Annotated in this window: 9 protein-coding genes; 3 read left to right on the top strand and 6 right to left on the bottom strand. The window is 67.0% G+C overall.

Features of this window, described 5'->3' with window-relative positions; translation table 11 throughout:
* Positions 1-149: 149 nt before the first annotated feature.
* The 5 genes from ABEA50_RS27055 to ABEA50_RS27075 form a co-directional block, all read right to left on the bottom strand.
* Positions 150-932 carry an RluA family pseudouridine synthase gene (locus ABEA50_RS27055; protein ID WP_345498986.1) on the bottom strand — a complete coding sequence of 261 codons (783 nt, stop codon included), beginning with the start codon at positions 930-932 and terminating at the stop codon, positions 150-152.
* A gap of 54 nt (positions 933-986) precedes the next feature.
* On the bottom strand, positions 987-1,997 hold the full coding sequence (locus ABEA50_RS27060; RefSeq protein WP_345498987.1) for an adenylate/guanylate cyclase domain-containing protein: 1,011 nt from the start codon (positions 1,995-1,997) through the stop codon (positions 987-989).
* Positions 1,998-2,119: 122 nt separating this feature from the next.
* On the bottom strand, positions 2,120-2,809 hold the full coding sequence (locus ABEA50_RS27065; protein ID WP_345498988.1) for a TetR/AcrR family transcriptional regulator: 690 nt from the start codon (positions 2,807-2,809) through the stop codon (positions 2,120-2,122).
* Positions 2,810-2,985: 176 nt separating this feature from the next.
* Positions 2,986-3,423 carry a hypothetical protein gene (locus ABEA50_RS27070; RefSeq protein ID WP_345498989.1) on the bottom strand — a complete coding sequence of 146 codons (438 nt, stop codon included), beginning with the start codon at positions 3,421-3,423 and terminating at the stop codon, positions 2,986-2,988.
* A gap of 434 nt (positions 3,424-3,857) precedes the next feature.
* Complete coding sequence (locus tag ABEA50_RS27075; protein ID WP_345498991.1) at positions 3,858-4,493, bottom strand: TetR/AcrR family transcriptional regulator; 636 nt, start codon at positions 4,491-4,493, stop codon at positions 3,858-3,860.
* A 114-nt stretch (positions 4,494-4,607) separates the two neighbouring features.
* Here ABEA50_RS27075 and ABEA50_RS27080 point away from each other — a divergent pair, with 114 nt between their 5' ends.
* On the top strand, positions 4,608-6,722 hold the full coding sequence (locus ABEA50_RS27080; protein WP_345498993.1) for a HelD family protein: 2,115 nt from the start codon (positions 4,608-4,610) through the stop codon (positions 6,720-6,722).
* 389 nt (positions 6,723-7,111) lie between these two features.
* Here ABEA50_RS27080 and ccrA read toward each other — a convergent pair whose 3' ends face one another.
* The gene (gene ccrA / locus ABEA50_RS27085) at positions 7,112-8,485 is read right to left on the bottom strand and encodes a crotonyl-CoA carboxylase/reductase (protein WP_345498995.1); all 1,374 of its coding nucleotides are present in this window, start codon (positions 8,483-8,485) and stop codon (positions 7,112-7,114) included.
* Between the two features lie 220 nt (positions 8,486-8,705).
* Here ccrA and ABEA50_RS27090 point away from each other — a divergent pair, with 220 nt between their 5' ends.
* Together ABEA50_RS27090 and ABEA50_RS27095 are read left to right on the top strand one after the other, a co-directional pair.
* Positions 8,706-17,309, top strand: a complete 8,604-nt coding sequence (locus tag ABEA50_RS27090) for a type I polyketide synthase (protein WP_345498996.1) — start codon at positions 8,706-8,708, stop codon at positions 17,307-17,309.
* Positions 17,306-22,339, top strand: a complete 5,034-nt coding sequence (locus ABEA50_RS27095; RefSeq protein ID WP_345498998.1) for a type I polyketide synthase — start codon at positions 17,306-17,308, stop codon at positions 22,337-22,339. Before ABEA50_RS27090 ends, ABEA50_RS27095 begins: the two co-directional genes overlap by 4 nt.
* Positions 22,340-22,352 lie beyond the last annotated feature (13 nt).

Genomic DNA, 22,352 nt, shown 5'->3' on the forward strand with positions numbered 1-22,352 from the left:
AAATACCGCTCGGCGACGAGCGCCCGGGGACCGAGCGGGGCAGGCACGCTCGACGCAACTGACGCAGCATGGCCGTCTAGCGCGCCCGCCGCTGGCCCCCGATTCCGTCCATGACCAGAGGGTGGCATCCGTGATACCACGCGAATCGATTACCGTCCGGCAGGCGGGAGCAGTTCGGCAGCGTGGTCTGGTAATGCGCTGTCGCGCAAGGGTTCTGGCTCCCAGAAGCCGGAGTCGGGGGTGGCTTCGAGGAACAGGGTTTGCGGGGTGCGCCACGGCGCTTCCACGCGCAGGCGCCACGAGTGCAAGTAGGTGCGCGGGAGGGCGGCGGACTTGTCGAACAGGGGGTCGCCGAGGATCGGATGACCGGTCCACGCCAGGTGAACGCGGATCTGGTGGCGGCGCCCCGTCACCGGGCGCAAGGCGAGAACGGTGTGCCGCTCGCCGCGCTGCACCGTCGCGAAATGGGTGGTCGACGGGTAGCACTTGCTGTCGAGCAGGTCGGCTTGCTCGACGAACCAGCGGCCGTCCTGCTCGCGGATGCGTTCGCGTGGGGCGGCGACCCGCACCCGATTCTTGCGACCGACGCTCAACGGCAGATCGATCACGCCGGTCTCCGGCATCCCCGTCGCCGCCACGATGGCCAGGTAGGTCTTCTCGGCGGTCTGCTTGTTGAATTGCCTGGTCAACGGTCCGTGCGCGGCGAGATCCTTGGCCATCAACACCAGCCCGGAGGTGACCTTGTCGATCCGATGCACCGGATAGAGCTGTTCGCCCGCCACCGCGGCCAATTCCACGATGTCGGTGTCGTGGCGCTCACCGGTGACCGAGATGCCCGAGGGCTTGTTCAGCGTCAAGATCGCGGCGTCTTCGTCGATCACGGTCGACGCGCGCAGGCGCGACCAGTCGATGTCGGTTGGCAAGGGGTCCACCGGCAAGAGCCTAGAGCGCGGCAGGACCGTCCGTATCGGCAGTGCGTCAGCGCACTATCTGTCCTTGGATTTCCCGTTGCGGCGCAACACATGTGGACGCAATCGGTTGAATCCACGCACTCGAACGCTGCGCAGATGCCTGATCGAGAACCCCGCGCCCTCCAACTGACCGGCGGCCTCGTCGTCGATCAGCACCGTGCCCGGCCGCGCGACGCCGGTCAACCGTGCCGCGATGTTCACCACCGAGCCGTACAGGTCACCGAAGCGTTGCAGTACCGGTCCGTAGGCCAACGCCACCCGTAGTTCCGGGGTGCCGCCGACCATCATCGTGCTGTCCTGGATCGACAACGCGATCCGTGCCGCGTCCGCCGCGGACTCGGCGGCGAACATCACCTCGTCGCCGACGTTCTTGATCACCCAGCCGCCGTTCTCGGTGATCGCGGCGGTGGTGGTCGACTCGAACGCCTCCAGCAGCATCGACAGCTCGTCCGGGTGCAGGTGCCTGGTGAGCCTGGTGTAGCCGACCATATCGGCGAAACCGACGGCGAGATCGCGAACCGACTCTCCCGCAGTGTTTTCCGAGTCGAGCGAGCGGGCGAGCGCCGCGGCGAGATGGCGACGCCACGCGTAGACGTTGAGCCGCTCGATCGTGGCGATGGCACCCTCGGTCGCGGTGCGCATCGTGGCGGCGGGGTCGGCGTCGGGACCGGCCTGCGCGATGCGTTCGGTGATCTCCGCGAGCACCAGGTCGACCTGCCATTCGGCCAGCCGCGCCATGCCCTGCCCGAGCGTGCGTGCCGTCGCCGCTTGCCGCCGAGAGTCCGCCGACGCCAACACATTCAGCGCACCGAACTCGCGGACCGCCGTGACGTCGGCCTCGGTGTAATCGATCGCGTCGTCGTCCAAGCCGGCGGGAAAGCCGAGCGCGGTCCACAACCGCTTGGTCAGCTCCGTGGTGGAGGAGGATCGCGCGGCGACATCGTTGCGGCTGTAGTGCCGCGTGCCGTCGAGCAGATACGACTCGATCACCGACTGGACCTGCTCGGGGTGCTCGGTAGGGGCCATGATCACCTACCTTACGGCTCGAATGCGGGTTGGTCGCCGGGGCGAGGCGAGCATTGGGTGAGCTCACAGGCGGATGCGCGATCCTTGTTCGTCGCGTCGCAGTGCGCGCTCGGGTGGGGTGCCTATTCGGCGAGTCCGAGTGTGGCGGGGTCGGCTTCCAGTAACTTCCAGTCCTCCGGTGTGCCGAGCAGGGCGAGTGCGCATTTGATCATGATGGTGCGCGCGTTGTTTTCCGCCGCTTCGTCACCGGAAGTGGTGCGACGCATGTGATATGACGTGTGCTCCATCGTCGTGATGTAGACGTTGAGGGTCAGCGGGTCGGGGTTGCCTCGGCCGGTCGCGTTCGCCTCCGTGACGAGTAGTTCGGTGATTTCGGCGTGCACCCGTTCACGCATCCGCGACACCGGGTTCTGCGGGTCGTGAATGCCCGCTTCCAACGACTGCGCGATATCGGCCTGCTCGCTGCTCCAGCGCAGGTGCGCCTCGATGCCCGCGAGTACCTTGGCGATGCTGCCTTCCACCTCGCCGACGCTGGCGTGCAATGCCACGAGCGACGCGTCGCCCGCCGCCTCGATCACCGTGCACACGGCTTCGTCGGCATTGCGGAAATACCGGTAGAAGGTCGCGCGGGACATACCGAGGTGCTTCAGGATCCGACTGACCGTGACCCCGTAGTACCCGTGCTCGGCGAACACCGCGCGGGTCGCCGTGAGTATGCGTGCTCGGGCCACTTCGTGCTGCTGCGCCGTCTGTGGTGGACGACCCCCTCGTGACCTGCCACCACCGTCGGGCTTTTCGCCCTTGACCACCATGACTTTCGCCGGCTCACCTTCTGCGATGCGCTTCGATGCCGCTGTGTCGAACACGGCCGACCGGCGCGATGTGCGGCGACCAGAGACCGACGACGGACGTTTTCGTCCGCCATCGAACAACACTACGTGGGCGTCGCAATGACGTCGCCCCCTCGGCGCGAGCGGTGTCGGCGCCGCTAGGCGAGCACCCGGGTGAGCGCCCGCCAGCGCAGGTGTCGATAACGGAAGATCAGATGGATGAACAACCGGGTGCCGAAACCGGTGACGCCGTCGTCGGTTTCGACCTCGTCGGTGTAGCGGCAGCGGTTGTCGTCGATCGGGGTGAAGGTGAGGTGGTGGTTCCAGGTACGGACCGGCCCGCCGCGTTCATTGGTGTAGATCTCGGTGGGTTCGAGCCGCACAAGGGTCAACCGGTGGGTCCAGCTGGGAATGACCCCGAACCACCACAGCCGTGCCGATGCCTGCGCGCCCGGCGCGATACGGTCGGGAAAATCGAGCTTCGGCACCCGAAGTATGGGCGAGACAACGTATTTGAACAGTTCCGGCTTCTGGGCCAGTTCGTAGGCTGCCTCGGCCGAGATCGGCAGCTCGGTAGTGAGCCTGACTATGCTCATGCCCCCGCCGCCCCTTCGACAAACCCCGGCACCCGCCACCGCGCTCCCCTGACTACAGTCATATTCGGTTCCCCGTCGACTCGACTCCTCCGTTTGTATTAGGTTACCCTAATTCAAAGAAAGTTGGGGTGGTCACCGCGTGCAACAGCTGCGGCAGTGGATATTTCGATCACGGCTCCACGAGTTCGTAAGAGGTAGTGAGCTGCACGCCGCATGCCGGGGTTGGTCGGACCTCGAATAGTTCGGGTAACAGGCTCCGAAGGTTCTCGACGCTGTACTGATCGCAGCGGTGCCGACGCCGGTGATACCCGCGGCTCGCGTGTGTAGCCGTCGGCGGGATTGTCGAGGCGTGTTGCCCTCTCGGGGGTGATCTGCGGTGGCCGGTTAAATGAGTTGTCGGCGTTGGTGATCGTCGCCTGATGTGCCTGGTCCGGTCAGTCGGAGCGGGGTGCGTGACCGTTCTCGATGACGTCGAAGGCTTGGTCGGCGTTGGCGACGGCGGTGGGGTACATGTCGTCGACCGCGCGGCCTGCGCGGATCGCTCTGGCGTTGTGATTGGAGAGAATGCGCTGCGCGGCGAAAATCTGCGCGGCTACCAGGCGGGCGGTGAACTCGTCGCTCGGCCAGCCGGAACTCAGGAGTGCGTCGGTGAGGTCGCGTTCTCGGTCGAGCATGTAACCGGACAGCCGGGCCATCAGGGAAGGGGTCGAATACAGCAGGTCGTGGAACATGACGGCGGCTGGGTCGTCGTTGAGTCCCGTGCGGGGGTCGCGCTGGGTGAGCCGGTCCAGGAAGTTCTGGCGTAGGGCGCGCAACGGGGGAGTCGCGGCGTCGCGATGTCGCACGATCAGCGCGGGATCGTTCTCGCCGTCGAGGAATCGGTGCAGGACGAGGTCTTCTTTGGTGGGGAAATACGCGAACAGCGTCGGCTTGGATACCTCTGCGGCCGCGGCGATGTCGGCCACCGAGACTCCGTCGAACCCCGACCGCTCGAACAAGGCGAACGCGGCCTCCAGTATCGCAGCACGAGTGCGGCGCTTCTTGAGTTCGCGCAGCCCGACAGCCTCCACGCGGGTCAGCCTAGCTTGTCCTGATTTGATTAATACATTGACTCGGTAATACTTTTAACCTAGTAAAATAAGTCCCGTCGACACAACACTCTCAGCCGTGAGGGGTCTTCACCCATGCCTTCCACTGAACCCGACCACGTCGAACCGGAGATTCGCACCGAAGCCGACTACATGGAAACCTGCCGCTCCTCGCTCGCACGCATGCGCGAAGAAGTGCACACGATGCTCGTCACGGGGGCGGCCCAGGGCGACGTCGGGGACAAGGTCAACAATCACGCGCTGCGTACATGGCGCGTTGAGCAGGTCGAGGCGTTGACCGATCTCGAAGGCGTGCCATTGTTCTTCGGGCGCTTGGACTTACCGCGCGGCGACGTCTACGACACCTTCCGTGATGTGGGCTGGCCGTCCTCGGAGCCCGACAGTGACCGCGTCTACATCGGACGCCGTGGCGTGAGCGACGAGGCGGGCGAGTTGCTCGTCATCGACTGGCGCGCTCCGCTGTCGCGTGCCTTCTACGAGGCCGGGCACGCCGATCCGATGCGGGTCAGGGTGCGGCGCCGATTCGGCTTCGACCACGAGGGCGTGCTGAGCGCCTACGAGGACGAACCGCTCGACGGCGCCGCCGACGAGCGCGGGGGCGCGCTGCTTGCGGCGGAGATCGAACGACCGCGCAAAGGGCCGATGCGCGACATCGTGGCCACGATTCAGCCCGAGCAGATGAGCCTGGTGCGCGCTCCGCTGGAACGCACGCTCTGTATTCAGGGCGCGCCGGGAACCGGGAAAACCGCTGTCGGCCTGCATCGTTTGGCGTTTCTGTTGTTCAGTGAGCGGGAGCGGTTGCGCAAGGACGGTGGGGTCGCCGTCATCGGACCGAACCGATCGTTCCTGGCGTATGTGCGCAATGTGTTGCCCGCGCTCGGTGAGGTGCAGGTGTGGCAGACGACCATCGATGAGCTCGTCGCCTCGGTCGCTGTCGAGGGCGTCGACGCACCGGCGGCGGCACGGATCAAGGGTGACGTGCGGATGGCGGACGTTGTGCGCCGCCAGGTGTGGTCGCGCGTCGCGACGATCGACGAGACACTGGTGATCACCCACGAGCACCGCACGTGGCGGCTGTATCCCGACGAGCTCGCCGAGGAGTTGGCCGCGGTGCGCGAGCGGGTGATCGACTACGGCAGTGGTCAGGAACTGCTCGCGCAACGGTTCGCGTATCTCGTGCTGCGCCAGATCGAGCGTTCCGGTGACCCGGCCACCACGAGCACCCTGCGTAAGGTTCGCCGACACCGAACGATAGCCCGTGCCGCGCAACGGATGTGGCCGACGGTGGACCCGGCCAAGGTGGTCTTCGATCTGCTCACCGACCGGAAGATTCTCGCGGGTGCCGCCGAGGGGATCCTCTCGGCAGACGAACAGGATGCGATCCTGCTCGCGACCAAGCGTCCGCGCAGCGCGAAGGCGATGACCTGGACCGGTGCGGACCTCGCCTTGCTCGACGAGGCGGCGGCGCTGATCGAGCACCCGGCGAAACTCGGCCATATCGTGGTCGACGAGGCGCAGGATCTGAGCCCGATGCAGATTCGGGCGATCGGGCGCCGCGTGGCCGGATCATGCACGGTCCTGGGTGATTTGGCCCAAGCCACCAGTCCCTCGGCGATCCAGGATTGGGCCGCCGCGCTGACCCATCTCGGCGCTGCGGACGGACAGATCGAAGAACTCACTCGCGGCTATCGCGTTCCCGCACAGGTCATCGACTACGCCGCCCGCCTGCTGCCGCACATCGCGCCGCAACTGCGCGGACCCGCGTCATTTCGGCAGTCGGCCGACGCACTGCGCGTGACGCGGGTCGCGGCCGAGGAACGGACCGCGGCGGTGGTCCACGCCTGTATCACGGCACTGACGCAGGAGGGTTCGGTCGGTCTCATCGCCGCTGACGGTGCGGTCTCGGACTTCCGAAAAGCGCTCACCGACAGCGATTTACCGCACATCGTCCTCGGCGACGACGAGTCGGACATGGACGACACCCGACTCACCCTGGCACCGGTGACCCTCGCCAAGGGCCTCGAATTCGACACCGTCCTCGTCATCGAGCCCGCGCAGATCGCCGCCGCCGAACAACGTGGCCTACAACGCCTGTACGTGGCTCTCACACGCGCCGTCAGCAACCTGCACATCCTGCACGCCGAAGCGCTCCCGGAACCCCTGACTCGCGAGCCGGTGCTGGCTGTATAGGAGATTGGCTCGCGTCGTCACCGAGCCGTTCCCGCGCGGCGCGTAACGGGGTCTTGCTCCCTTCGTCGCCGCGCGCGGTGCCGCAGTGGTGCATATCGGCGCTGAAATGCCCGGCCTCGCAACCGAGAGCGAGAACATAGGCACCATCGATCGCGCCGATCAAACGCAGTAGGGCTGGTCGATCGATGTGTGCGTTGCACACATTGTCGGTGGCCGGTTCGGCGAACCGCGCACACTTCGCACCGAGGTAGGCGGATTCGGCAGCGCTCAGTCGACCATTCTCACCGCGACGCCCGCCGAGTTCACACGGAACCGAAATGGGTTCGGCGAACTCGGCGTGCGAGAACCGAGGGGTGGCGGGCGAGTTCGGTACCTGTGGCGTCGAAAGGTCAGGACGCCGACACCGGGATTCGGTCGGGGGTGGGGATCTGTGGTGCGCGGCGCAGCGGCGAGAGGAAGGCTTCGCCGAGGCGTTCGCGCTTGTGGTGGTCGGTGATGCCGAGGCCCTCGTGTGGGGCGAGGCCGAGGACGCCTACCTTGCCGACGTGTTCGTTGCGTTGTACCGAACGGACCGCGTCGGCGGCCTCGGTGAGGGTGTGGACCGAGGACAGGGGTGGGGCGAGTTGGCCGAGGTCGAACAGACGGATCATTTCGTTGGCCTCGCGCAGGTTCATCGCGTGACTGCCGATGATGCGTTTGAGGTTCATCCAGAGGTAGCGGTTGTCGTATTCGTGGCGGTAGCCGCTGGCCGAACCGCAGGTGATCACCGTGCCGCCGCGCCGAACGACGATGACGGACATGCCGAAGGTGCTGCGTCCGGTGTAGTCGAAGGCGACGTGCGGGTCTTCGCCGACTGCCGACCGGATCGCTCTGCCGAGCCGTTTGGCGGCCTTGACCGTCGACTCGGGGCTGTGATCGTGGTCATCGAGTCCCAGCTCGGCACGATTGATGACGATGTCGCAACCGAGCGACTGCACCAGCCGTGCTTTCTCTTCCGAGGACACGACACCGATGGGAATTCCGCCACCGTTGCGCACCAACTGGGTGGCGAAGGCGCCGAGTCCACCGGCCGCGCCCCAGATCAGCACGATGTCGCCCTGCTTGATCTGCGCGCCGTGCTCGCCGACCAGCATGCGGTAGGCGGTACCGCCGCACAGATTGATGCAGGCCGACTCTTCCCAGGTGAGATGGCTCGGCTTGGGTAGGAGTTGGCTGGCACGCACCACGCAATAGTGGGCGAGGCCACCGAAATTGGTCTCGTAACCCCACGCCGTCATGTTGGGGTCGTGCATCGCGTCGTTGTGTGCGTCGGGGTGCTGATCGTCGACCAGCACCGGGGACACGGTCACATGGTCGCCGACCTTCCAGTTGCGCACACCCGCCCCGGTGCGGACGATCACCCCGGAGGCGTCCGAACCGATCACCTGGTAGTCCTGCTGGTGGCGGGTGGCGTATCCGCCGTGGCGGGCGTAGCGGTCGATCATGTCGAAGGTGGAGACTGGTTCGAAGATCGAGGACCATACGGTGTTGAAATTGATCGAGCTTGCCATCACCGCGACCAGTGCTTCGTCGGGGGCCAGCTCGGGCATCGGCACCCGACCCACGTGCACCGACCTGCGCGGATCCTTGTCGGTCTCACCGTCGAAGAGGTGGACGTCTTCCCTGCGCAGGTGTGCGGCCAGATAGTCGTGAGGAACCTCGTGCGACAGCAGCACCTCAGCGGGTGCACCGTCGAGTACCGCTTCGGCCAGATGATCTGTCATGATCGGGTCCCTTCCAACAACGTGGCTCCCGTGCGCGGGTAATCTTCTTCAGCCACAACGCCATTCGTGGAGTCAGGCGTGCGGCGACGGCAGCCTGAACGGCAACGGTATGTCCGGTCGTGTCGGGTTGACAGCCCCTAGTGACCCCCTAATGCACCCGTGGGCGTAGCGGCTCGGGTAGGGGTTTTCGGGATCGGCATTTCCGGCAACGCTGGTCGTTATGTCAGCCGAGCCATACGCCTTCGAGTCGCCTTTCGCGGATTCCGAGCGCGAGGTGGCGGACTCGGCGCACAGTATCGCGATTGTCGGAATGGCGGGTCGATTCCCCGGTGCCGAGGATCTCGCGCAGTTCTGGCGGTTGCTCGCCGAGGGCGGTGCGGCGATCACGCGGACGGATCGTCAGCCCAGGCCCTGCGGATTTCTCCGCGATGTGACCGGGATGGACGCCGGGTTCTTCGCCACCTCCGCGACCGAGGCAGCGGCCATGGACCCGCAGCAGCGGCTGCTGTTGGAGTTGGGCTGGGAGGCGCTGGAGGACAGCAGGATATCGCCGAAAGCGCAGCGTGGCAGGGCTGTCGGGGTGTTCGTCGGTGCGATGCACGGCGACTACGAGGTGCTGTCGAGCGGGTCGGAACCGACTCGCCACACGCTCACTGGAGTCAATCGCGGGATGCTGGCCAACCGGATCTCCCATTTTCTGGGGCTTCGTGGTCCGAGCCTCACCGTCGACGCCGGGCAGGCGTCGTCGTTGGTCGCGGTGCATCTGGCGGTGCAGAGCATTCGGCGAGGCGAGTGCGCGCAGGCGCTGGCGGGTGGCGTCAATCTGCTGCTTGGCGAACACGAGACGCGGGTCGCGGAGAATTTCGGTGCGCTCTCGCCCGACCACCGGTGCTACACCTTCGATGAGCGCGCCAACGGGTACGTCCGTGGTGAAGGCGGCGCGCTGGTCGCGCTGAAACCCCTCGCGGCCGCGCTGGCCGCCGGTGATCGCGTGTACGCGGTGATCGAAGGGTCGTCGGTGAACAACGACGGCGATACCGGCGATTCGCTGACCGCGCCCAGTGTCGACGCGCAGGTCGAGGTCTTGCGGGCTGCGCTCGTCGACGCGGGTTCGCCACCGCAGCTGGTCGACTATGTCGAATTGCACGGCACCGGAACACCGGTCGGCGATCCTATCGAAGCCGCCGCTCTCGGGCGGGTGTACGGCACGGCGCGGGGGCGCCGGGGGGCGCTGCGGGTCGGGTCGGTCAAGACGAATATCGGGCATCTCGAGAGCGCTGCTGGGATCGCGGGATTGGTCAAGGCGGCGTTGGCGTTTCGGCACGCGGAACTGCCGCCGAGTCGGAACTTTCGGACGGCGAATCCGCGAATCCCGTTGGCGGAACTCGGCTTGGAGGTAGTGGGTAACCAGGTGCCCTGGGAGACGACGCCTTCGGTGCTGGCGGGGGTGAGTTCCTTCGGAATGGGAGGTGTGAACTGCCATGTCGTGCTGTCCGGCTCGCCGGAGAGCATGCGGGCCTCGGAATCCGCCGCTTCGGTGGGCGATCCGCGGGCTGTCGCGCCACTCGGGAATGCTCACGCCACGCCGTTCGTATTGTCCGCCGCGAGTCCGGAGGCATTGCGGGCGTTGGCAACTCGCCTGAAGACGGTCCTCGCACCGGACACCGACCTCGGCGCGCTCGCCTACTCGTTGCACGCGACAAGGGCTCGACACGACCACCGGGCCGTCGTCTTCGGCCACGATCGCCAAGATCTCAATAGCGGCCTCACCGCGATCTATTCGAATACCCCTGCATCGCAGGCGATCACGGGCCGTGCAGCACGCTCCGACCGTGGTATCACGGGCAGAATCGCCTTCGTCTTCCCAGGTCAAGGCGCGCAGAAGCCGGGCATGGCGCGAGAGCTGTATCGAACGGTGCCGCGCTTCGCCACGCACCTGGACAAGATCGTCGAGTACTTCACGCCGCACCTGGACGTGGACCTGCTCGACCTGCTGATCGGCGAGCACGAATCCTCGGCATTGCTGGATCAGACGCGATACACCCAGCCCGCGCTGTTCGCGGTGGAGTTCGCCCTCTTCCGGCTGGTCGTCGACCTCGGGGTCGAACCCGACTATCTGATCGGGCACTCGATCGGAGAATTGGTGGCCGCCACCGCATCCGGTGCGCTCGAGCCCGTCGACGCCGCGCGCCTGGTCGCCGAGCGCGGACGGTTGATGCAGTCGGCGGCGGGCGCGGGTGCGATGGTCGCGATCGCGGCCGCCGAGGAACAGGTAACGGCGCACCGAGCGACTACGGGCGCCACGTTCGATATCGCGGCGGTGAATCATTCGGAGGCGACCGTCATCTCCGGCCCCGCCGAGATCGTCGTCGAGGTGGGGGAGCACTTCGCAGCGCAGGGGCACCGAACCTCGAAACTCGCCGTGAGCCACGCGTTCCACTCCGCACAGATGGACGCCGTACTCGACGAGTTCCGAACGGCATTGGTGGGCACTGATATTGGCCCGCTCGCCATTCCCGTGCTGTCCAATCTCACCGGCGAACTGCTGACGGACGCGGAGCTCGCCGATCCCGACTACCTGGGCAAGCAGCTGCGCAATACCGTGCGATTCGGCGCGGGTATCCAGACGCTGCTGGACCGCGACGTGACCACCTTCCTGGAACTCGGGCCGGGTGCCGGACTTTCCAGCATGATCAGGGCGGCCTCGGCCGGCGGGTCGATCGCTACGGTTCCCGCCTTGCGGGACAGCTCCGTAGACGCCGAGGGTTTGGTGCGAGTACTCGGTGAGCTCGAGTGCGCCGGTGTCGGCATCGACTGGACGGGCCTGATCGGCTCGCGGCAACGAATCGACCTGCCTACCTATCCCTTTCAACGCAAGCCGTACTGGCTGGCCGCGGCGAACGACACTGTCATACCCACCGTCCTCACCCCGCCATTCACCGAGCAGGCGTCCGTCTCGACCTCCGCCGCGTTCGACGCGGCCGGTGCGGTGCGCGCGGCACTGGCCGGTGTGCTCGGTCTGACGGCACCCACCCATGACGAATTACGCAGCGATTTCAAGGCATTGGGCATGGACTCGCTGGGGTCGGTGCAGTTCCGCGACGTGCTGGCGGAGGCGTCGGGGCTCACGCTGTCCGCCGCACTGGTCTACGACCATCCCACGCCGCGCGCGGTGACCGCCCATCTCGCCGGTCTGCTGGCGGGTGAACCGCATTCGATCGAACCTGCTGTCGTGGATGCCGTGAATCAGCATGACGCACAGCGGATTACCGGCCGCTCCGAGTACACGGCCCTGTCCGACGACGATGTGGTCATCGTGGCGACGGCGGGCCGTTGGCCAGGTGGCCTCGATACACCCGAGGACTTCTGGGCAGCGCTGGTGGCTGGCAGTGACCACACGGGCGAGTTCCCCCGTGATCGTGACTGGTTCCTCGACCAGGAGCGTGGCGACGGCAAATCCGCTGCACGTCGCGGCGGATTCCTTTACGACGCGGCCGAATTCGACGCCTCGTTCTTCGGCATCGGTCCACGCGAAGCCGAAGCGATGGACCCGCAGCAACGTTTATTGCTCGAATCGACCTGGACCTGCCTGCAACGCGCGGGTCTGGCGCCGAGCTCGTTACGTGGCACCGCCACCGGTGTGTACATCGGGTCGGTGCAGCAGGAGTACGGGCCGAGAATGCACGAGGCCGACGATTCCGCCGCGGGCTACCTGCTCACCGGAACCACCAACAGCGTGATCTCCGGAAGGCTGGCCTACCAATTCGGCTTCGCGGGACCGACGGTGACGATCGATACCGCCTGCTCGTCGTCGCTGGTCGCCCTGCATCTCGCCGTGCGTGCGCTGCGGGCGCGCGAATGTGACCTCGCGGTGGTCGGCGGCGTGTGCGTCATGTCGACTCCCGGCATGTTCACCGAGTTCGACAAGCAGGGTGGTCTCGCCGCCGACGGCCGGTGCAAGCCGTTCGCCGACGAGGCGGACGGCACCGTGTGGGGGGAAGCGGTCGCGACACTGTTGGTCGAGCGCCGCGCCGATGCGATTCGTTCCGGTCATCGGGTGCTCGCCGTGGTTCGTGGAACGGCGATCAATTCCGATGGCGCGAGCAACGGGCTCACCGCGCCGAATGGCTCTGCGCAGCAGCGGGTGATCGCAGCGGCGTTGGCGGACGCGCGGCTCACGCCGGATGCGGTCGACGTGGTCGAGGCGCACGGCACCGGAACCGCGCTCGGCGATCCGATCGAGGCGGAAGCGCTCGGCGCCGTCTACGGTCGTGCGCACACCGCGCGGCAGCCGGTGCTGGTCGGGTCGGCGAAGTCGAATATCGGGCACACGCAGGCGGCGGCGGGTGTGACGGGAGTGATCAAGCTGGTCGAGGCGTTGCGTTCCGGCGTGGTGGCGCCGACGGTGCATGTGGCGACACCGAGTCGGCTGGTCGACTGGGCGGGAGCGCACCTGCACGTTCCCACCGAACCGGTGGACTGGCCGAGCACCGGAGGGCCGAGGATCGCGGCGGTGTCCTCGTTCGGGATCAGTGGCACCAATGCCCACGTCATCCTGCAACAGCCGGGCGAGACCGCCGCGGTGGCCGCTACCTCGGAACTGCCGGTGCCGCTGATTTTTTCGGCGCGCTCCTCGTCTTCGCTGCGTGCGTACGCGTCGGCGTTGCTCGAGGCCGGTGCGCCCGCCGACGACGTGGCGGCCGTGGCGAGCGAATTGCTGCGTGTCGACGAGGGTTTCGCTCACCGTGCGGTGATTCGACCGGTGGCCGAGGAGATTCGCGACGCCTTGACGGCGATCGCGGAGGGTGGTTACCACCCCGGCGCGTTCCTCGCGCAACCGCCCGCGAGCGCCCGCGCTTTCGTGTTCTCCGGGCAGGGCAGTCAACGTATAGGGATGGGCGTGCGCCTCGCGGCGACGGTTCCCGCCTTCGATGCCGAGTTGACCGAAGTGGCCGCGCACCTGGACCCCCACCTTCCGGTGCCGCTGGCCACGGTGCTCGCGGGCGAGGACGGCGATGATCTCCTACACCGCACGCGCTATACCCAGCCCGCGATCTTCGCCTTCGAGGTGGCGCTGGCTCGCTGGCTCGAATCCGTCGGTGTGACACCGGACTTCGTGGCGGGACACTCGATCGGCGAACTGGCCGCAGCGCAGGTGGCCGGGGTACTGGGCCTCGCGGACGCGAGCCGGATGGTCGCGGCGCGCGGCAGGCTGATGGACGAGATCGAAGCCGACGGTGCGATGGCCGCGCTGGAAGCGACCGAAGCGGAGGTCGTCGCGGCTCTCGATTCGGCGACCGGTGTGGATATCGCCGCTGTGAACGGGCCGCGTGCCACCGTGATCTCGGGTGACCGCGGCGCGGTCGAACAGCTCGCCGAGGTGTTTCGCGCCGATGGCCGAAAAGCGCGGCTGCTCAACGTGTCACACGCGTTCCACTCCTCGCACATGGACGCGATCGCCGACGAGTTCCTCCGAGTCGTGCGGACCGTGCGGATCGAGGACCCGAAGATTCCGTTGGTGTCCGGACTGACCGGGCAGATCGTGCGGTCGGCGGCTGAACTCGGTGGTGATTATTGGCTGCGGCACGCACGCCACGCCGTGCGGTTCGCCGACGTCGCACGGACGTTGTCCGAGGCTGGTGTGCGGACCTTCCTCGAGGTCGGTCCTGACGCGGTGTTGCTGCCGATGCTCACGCAGTCGGTGCCGCAGCAGAGCGTGGTGGTGGCGAGCACGACGCGTCGCGCCGATGAGGCGACCTCGGTGGTTCGCGCGCTGGAGACGCTCTACCTCGACGGTGTCGACGTGCGGTGGCGTGCACTGCGCGACACCGAACCCGTCGATGCGGCACCGCTGCCCGGCTACGCCTTCACCCGAACTCGCTACTGGAGCGGGTCTGGAACCCCCGCCGGGCACCCTTTCCTCGGACCGATCGCACGGTCGGCCGAGGCAGGCATTCTGCTCACCGGCGTGGTATCGCTCGATGTCGCACCGTGGCTGGCCGATCACGTGGTCGGCGGTGCGGCGATCTTCCCCGGCACCGGGTTCCTCGACCTGGCGTTGTACGCGGCGGCGGTCTCGGGTGCCGACGAGGTTGTGGAAATCGATCTGACGGTGCCGATGGTGCTCGACGAATCCGCGCGGATGCTGGCCGTGGAACTGCTCTCCGAAGGAGGCAACTCCACCGCATTCAGCATCCAGTCGCGGACCGCCAGCACCGAATGGGTCACCCACGCGACGGGGCTACTCGGTCGCGGAGACGACCGGAGCACCGAAGACCCCGCCGAGGGCGAACTGCGGGTGCCGCACCACGCACCCGAGGACCTGTATCCGCATCTGGCCACCGACGGCTACAAGTACGGACCTGCCTTCCGCAATCTCCGTCGACTCGCCGACGACGACGCTCGCTTGCTGGCGACGCTCGAACTCGACCGCTCGACAACCGATCTCGGCCATCGCGTCCATCCCGCACTTCTCGACGCGGCACTGCATCCGTTGGTCGCGGCGTTGCTGTCCGATGGTTCGGGGCCGGTGGTGCCTGCCCAGTTCCGGGGTGTCCGGGTACGCGCTCGGCCGACGGGGACAGTGCTCGCCGAGTTGACACGCACGGGTGCCCATCGCGCCGGAATCCGCCTCGCGACCCAGGACGGTCGGGCGCTGGTGGAGGTCGATGCCGTCACCTTCCTGCCGACGGCGCCGCCGAAGAGCGAAAACGATGGGGTGCCTGGCCGGTTGGTCTGGGTTCCTGGCGCGCCGATCGCCGCACGATCGCACGGCGATGTCGCGGTGCTCGGCAGCGTGCGAGGTGGTTCGAGCGCGGACACCTTCGAGACGCTTGCCGCGCTACGCAGTGCCGTCGGCGCTGGCCGGGCGGTCCCCGACGCGGTGCTCACCTCGGTCGGCGGATCCGTTCCCGACGATATCGTGACCGCGACACATCACCTTGTCGCTGAACACATCGCGCTGCTGCAAGAGTGGGTGCACGACGAACTGTTCGCGACTGCCGAACTCGTGCTGATCATCGAAAACGAAAGCACCACAAACGATCTCGACTCCATCGCCGTCCTCACCACCGACGGTGACGACAAGCCTGTCCCGTATGCGCTGCTCCCGAGCCAGGTGCTGGCCGGTCTTGTGCGCAGCGCGCAACACGAATGGCCCGGCCGTCTCCGCCTGATTAACGCCGACGCGGGCGCCGACATGCGCCAGATCGCCTCCGCCCTCGTATCCACCACTGACCCGGAATTGACAGTGCGCGAAGGCAACACGCTGCGCATCACGGTCGAACCGGTGGACACCGGTGAATCCCTTGCGGTGAACGCTCCTCCGGTGCGTACCGGTGAAGGTGAGTCGCCCACCGACAGTGGGCCGACTGCCGAAGACAATGGCGCGTCCAGCATGTCCCTTGCCGAATCGGGCAGTGTCGAACTGGCTGCTAATACCGCTGCTGCGCAGCGGATTCAGGCAACGCGGGAAGCGAGCTTGCCCAATGGTGTTACAGGGGCGGGAGTCATCACGGGAACCGTGCTCGTCACCGGGGCCTCGGGGGCGTTGGCACGCCTCGTCTGCCGTCATCTCGTCGTCGAACACGGAGTGCGGCGACTGTTGTTGGTGAGCCGCGGCAGGATTCCCGCGCGCACGATCGAGGAACTCGGCGAACTGGGTGCCGAAATACGAACAGCGGCGGTTGATGTCGCGGACGCCGAGCAGGTCCGCGCGCTGATCGCGGGCATCGATTCGTCGGCACCGCTGACCGCGGTGTTCCACCTCGCGGGCGTCCTCGACGATGCCGCACTGGTGAATGTGGAGCCCGAGCAGATCACCAGGATCCTGCGGCCGAAGGTCGACGGCGCGTGGAATCTGCACGAGCAGACCAAGGATCTCGACGGGCTCGCGGCATTCGTACTCTTCTCCTCGATGGTCGCCACCACCGGCAATCCGGGGCAGACCGCTTACGGCGCGGCGAATTCGTTTCTAGACGGGCTCGCGCGCACACGTCACCGACACGGCTTGCCCGCCACCGCGATCGGCTGGGGTTTCTGGGAGGCGGCTGAGGGGATGGGTGCCACGCTCACCGGGACGGAACTGGCGCGGTTGCGGCGTTCCGGTGTCGGCGCACTGACTCCCGAACAAGGAATGCGCTACCTGGACGCCGCGCTCGTCGCGGGACAACCGCATGTGCTGGCGACACCGACCTGGCCGACGACGATCCGTGCTTGGTCGAGCCGGGTGCCGAAGTCGACAAAACAGTCGAGTCACCCGTCCCACCGCACGAGTGCGCCCGCCGAACGGACCGAGAACCGTTGGGTCGCAATGTCACCCGCCGAGCGCGCGGATGCCGTCAGCACGCTTGTTCGTGACGCGGTCGCGCAGGCGCTCGGCTACGCCTCCGGTTCCGAAATCGATGCTCGGCGTGGCTTTTTGGACATGGGTGTCGACTCGCTCGCGGCGGTCGAATTGCGCAATCAGTTGTCGAGGGCCACCGGGGTGCGGCTCTCGGCGACCGCGCTGATCGACTACCCGTCGGTCGAACAGTTAGGCGCGCACGTTACCGAACTGCTCGCCGACCAAATCAGCCATGCGGCAACGGATTCCGCGGCGTCTTTCGATCCGGAGGCACTGCTGGCCCAGTTGGCGCAGGCCAATCGGGAACCGTCGATCGATCGGAGTCGGCACGATCCCTTGCTCGCCCAGCTGCGTCAGCTCACCGCGAAGCTGACCCGCGATCCGGCGGCGCCCGAACACGATCTGACACCCGCAACCGACGACGAGATCTTCGACCTGATCGACAACGAGCTCGGGTTGAGCAGAGATGAGGCGCTGTGAGCACACCGAACACCTCGAACGAGGCCAAGCTGCGCGACTACCTGAAGCGCGTCACCGTCGAATTGCAGAGCACCAGAAAGCAATTGGCGGAAGCCGAACAGGCCGCGCTGCGCACCGACGAACCCATCGCGATCGTCAGCATGGCCTGCCGTTACCCCGGCGGTGTTCGCTCCCCGGAGGATCTGTGGGATCTCGTCGCCACCGGAACGGACGCGGTCGGCGAATTTCCCGGTAATCGCGGGTGGGCGTCCGACCTCTACGATCCTGACCAGGACGGGCCGGGCACCTCACTGACCAATCAGGGCGGATTCCTCTACGACGCCGACCAATTCGACGCGCCGTTCTTCAATATCGGCAATCGCGAAGCGGTCGCGACCGACCCGCAGCAGCGGCTGGCCTTGGAGCTGAGCTGGGAACTGTTGGAGCGGGCCAATATCGTGCCCGACAGCCTCCGTGGCAGCAATACCGGTGTGTACACCGGCGTGATGTACTACGACTACGGCACGCAGCTGCCCACCGGGTCGCCGCAAGACGGGTACGTGGTGATCGGCAGCGCGGCGAGTGTCGTGTCCGGTCGGGTGGCCTACCACCTGGGGTTGACCGGGCCCGCCGTCACGGTGGATACGGCGTGCTCGTCCTCGCTTGTGGCGATCGCGCAGGCGTGTGCGGCGCTGCGGCGCGGCGATACCGACCTGGCGATGGCCGGTGGTGTGACGGTGATGTCGACGCCGACCACGTTTATCGACTTCAGTCGCCAGCGCGCACTGTCCCCGGATGGTCGGTGCCGGTCGTTCTCCGCGGCGGCCGATGGTACCGGATGGGCCGAGGGGGCGGGACTGCTGCTGTTGGAACGGGTTTCGGATGCGAAGCGCAAGGGTCACCACATCCACGGGCTGATCCGTTCCTGCGCGCTCAATCAGGACGGTGCCAGCAGTCAGCTGACCGCGCCGAACGGTCCCGCACAGGAGCGGGTGATCGTCGCCGCGCTGGAGCAAGCCGGATTGCGACCCGCCGACATCGACGTGATCGAGGCGCACGGCACCGGAACGGTTCTCGGTGATCCCATCGAAATCGGCGCGCTGGCACGCACATACGGCGCTCGACGAGCGGCGGACGATCCGATCTATGTGGGGTCGTTGAAATCCAATATCGGACACAGCCAGGCGGCCGCCGGTGTCGGCGCGGTGATCAAGATGACGATGGCGATGGCGCACAGCAGGTTGCCGAAATCGCTCTACGCGGACAATCCGACCGAACACATCGACTGGGACGATATTCCGTTGCGGTTGCTCGCCGAAGAACGCGAGTGGTCGGGCGGGCGCCGGCCGCGACGTGCGGGTATCTCCTCGTTCGGCATCAGCGGTACCAACGCACACCTGATTCTGGAGCAGCCGGAGCCCAATGGTGCCGCGAGCGCCGAAAAGCATTCCGGGACAGCGGATGACGTCCGAACGACGGGCGCACCCGCCGTCGGCTCCTCGGCGGCGAACCCGCGAACAGCCGATGCGACGGATACGCGGGCCGAGCCGGCCGGCACCCCGCAACTGTGGGTACTTTCGGCGCGCGGCGACCGTGGCCTCGTGACGCAGGCCGAACGCCTTTCGCACCACCTGCGCCGCGCCGAAGTTCCCGAACCGGCTGCCCTCGCACGAACCCTCGCGTTGGGCAGGGCCGCTCTCGAACACCGCGCGGCGATAGTCGGCGACACGGTAGCGGAGCTGTTGTCCGGCCTGGCCGCACTCGGTACCGACACCGAACACCCGCACACCTACCTCGGTCAGGCGCGCAGGTCGACAGTCACCTTCCTGTTCAGTGGACAGGGCAGCCAGTACCGGGGAATGGGACGTGAACTGCGCGAACGATTCCCGGTGTTCGCCGAGGTGTTCGATCGGATCTGCGTCACGTTCGACGAATTGCTCGGTGCCGCAGCGCGATACCCGCTACGCGAGGTGATCTTCGGTGCGGTCGAATCTCAAACCGACGATGCCGATTCAGGGGAGTCGAATCCACTCGACCAGACGCTTTACACCCAAACCGGCTTGTTCGCGGTGGAAGTCGCACTGGCCGCGCTGCTGCGTTCCTGGGATATCGTGCCGACGCGCGTCATCGGCCACTCGATCGGTGAGATCGCCGCCGCGCATGTCGCGGGGGTGTTGTCGGAGGCCGACGCCTGCCGCCTGGTGGCGGTGCGCGCGCGACTGATGCAGCAGGCCGACGCCCACGGCGCGATGGTGGCCGTCGAGGCGAGTGCCGACGAGGTCCGCGCGGCGATCAGCGCGTCCGGCGCGCAGGTCGACCTCGCCGCGGAGAACGGACCCACATCCGTGGTGGTCTCCGGAACTCCCGAGCGGACCGAAGGGTTGGCCGAACAGTTCCGACAGCAAGGCCGAAGGACCAAGCGGCTCAACACCTCGCACGCCTTCCATTCCGCGCAGATGGACGGTCTGCTCACCGAATTCCGGACGGCCGCCGCCGAACTGACCTACCACCCCGCGACGGTGCCGATCATCACGACGCTCACCGGCGCCACCCTGGAACCGGGTTCGATTCTCGACGCCGACTACTGGACCCGGCAGATCCGTGCGACGGTTCGCTTCCAACCAGCCGTCGAGGCGGCCTACGCCTCGGGCGAGAACGTCTTCCTCGAGGTCGGCCCAGGCGGAACGCTCGCCGCGTTGGCCGCCGATACGATCGGCGCGCGGGTGTCTTCCGCCGATTCGACCAGACCGGAGCCGGTGGTGGTGACGACGCTGCGTGCCGATCGCGGCGCCGACGCCTCGATCCTGGCGGCGGTCGGTCAACTCCATGTGGCGGGTCTGACGCCGAAGTGGACCGAGCTGCAACCGGATTCGCCATTGGTCCGGCTGCCGACCTACGCCTTCCAGCGGGAACGGCACTGGCCGCAGGTCGCGGCGGCCCGTGCCGCGGTCGGGGTGGAAGCCACCGCCGACCGGCAGCTGTGGACGGCTGTGGACAACAATGACACCAGCGCCTTGCGCCGCCTGCTCGGCGAGACCGACGAGTCGGCGAACGTCGACGCGTTGGTCGGTTTGCTGTCGTCCTACCGACAGCGCACACGCACCGCGCAGGAGCGCGACCGGTGGAGCTACACCGTGGAATTCGGTGATATCGCGCCACCTTCGGCGCCGGTGGACCCGGGGACCTGGGTGGTGGCGGATCGCGCCGACAGCGACAATGGTCCGCGCTGGTCGGCCGCGCTACACGCGCTGGGTGCTGGCGTGCGTGAGCTTTTCCTCGACTCCGCCGAAGTCGCCGACCCCCAAGCATTGTCGAACGCCTTGCGTGCCGCATTCACCGGATCGACACCGACGGGGGTTGTTTCGCTGCTCTCGGCGGCACCGCCCGAGGACGGCGATCCCGCCGCGGCGATCGACGCCGTCCTGTCGCCGACGGTTACGCTCGCGCAAGCCATCGACGCGCTCGGCGTCCAAACCCGTTTGTGGACAGTGACTTCAGGTGCCGTACCGGCGGTCGCCACGGACACCGTCGCGAGTCCGACACTGGCAATGGTGTGGGGATTCGGTGCCATCGCCGCGGTAGAGCAGCCGCACATCTGGGCGGGTGTGCTCGACCTCGACACCCCCTCCGAGGTCGCGAACATCGAGACGGCCATTGCGGCGATCACCGATCGACGCGGCTTCGAAACCGAGCTCGCGGTGCGCTCGGGTCGGTTGCTCGCGCGCCGACTCGCTCGTCACCATGCGGCATCGGACGCTGCGGCATGGGTGCCGTCGTCCACCGGGACGATACTGGTCACCGGTGGTCTCGGGGCGTTGGGTCGAGCGTTGGCACGCTGGTTGGTCGACAACGGAGCACGGCATCTGCTGCTCACCGGTCGCCGCGGCATCGACACCGAAGGGACGCAAGAGCTCATCGACGAACTCGCCGAACACGGCGCACATGTGCGCGTCGCACGCTGCGATGTGGCGGACGCGGATCGTCTGCGCACCGTCGTGGACTCGATCGCGGTGACGCACCCGCTTGCGGCGGTCTTCCACACCGCGGCCGTCCTCGACGATGCGTCGATCGCCGCGCTCACACCGGAAAAGTTGCGAAACGCACTGGCAGCCAAGGCTATCGGCGCATACAACCTCCATGCGGCCACGCGATCCCACGAGCTGTCCGCCTTCGTGGTCTTCTCCTCGATAGCGGGTCTGTGCGGGGTGGCCGGGCAGGCCAACTACGCGCCGGGCAACGCCTACCTGGACGCGCTCGCGCACCACCGACACGGACAGGGATTACCCGCGACCGCGATCTCCTGGGGTTTGTGGGCGGGCGAAGGCATCATCGAGGGTGCCGAGGCGCGCAGGTCGGCCGCCAACGGATTTCTTCCGATGGAGCCGGGGCGGGCGCTGGCGGTGCTGCCGTACGCGATCGCCGGTTCCCTCGGTCATCTCGTGGTGGCCGACGTGGACTGGGCGCGGCTGGCGGCGAAGCAGCGCAATGCGATCACCGGCGCGCTGGTCGAACCCGCCTCGCAGGCCACGGAACCCGACGACACCCACGACCAGCTCTGGAACGAACTGTCCGCGCTGCCCGGCGATGTGCGCCACAGCAGGGTGGTCGGCCTCATCCAGGAACACATCGCGGCTGTGCAGGTGATCGAGTCGCCGACGCGCATCGATCCGCAGCGCAGCTTCAGCGAGCAGGGCTTCGATTCGATCACCGCCGTGGAGCTGCGCAATCGGTTGCGTGCGCGGACCGGGGTCACGCTGTCACCCGCGGTGCTTTTCGACTATCCGACCCCGGTGGCGCTGGCCGAGCACGTGTTGTCACAGCGCTATCTGGAGCAGTCCGACGACGAGATATTCACGCAGATCCAACGATTGGGCGAGGCGGTGGCCGCGGTCGACGGCGAATTGGCCGAGCGGGTGCGTGCCGAGCTGACCTCGGTACTGGCCGTACTCGACGGACCCGATGGCGGTCAGGAACCGTTCGCTGGCCTGGACGACGACGCCACCGACGCCGAACTCGCGGAGTTCATCGAGAAGAACCTCGGCATCTCATGACCCCGCACGACCA

Origin of the sequence: Nocardia callitridis, assembly GCF_039543305.1 — a bacterium.
In the GTDB taxonomy this organism is placed as follows: Bacteria; Actinomycetota; Actinomycetes; order Mycobacteriales; family Mycobacteriaceae; genus Nocardia; species Nocardia callitridis.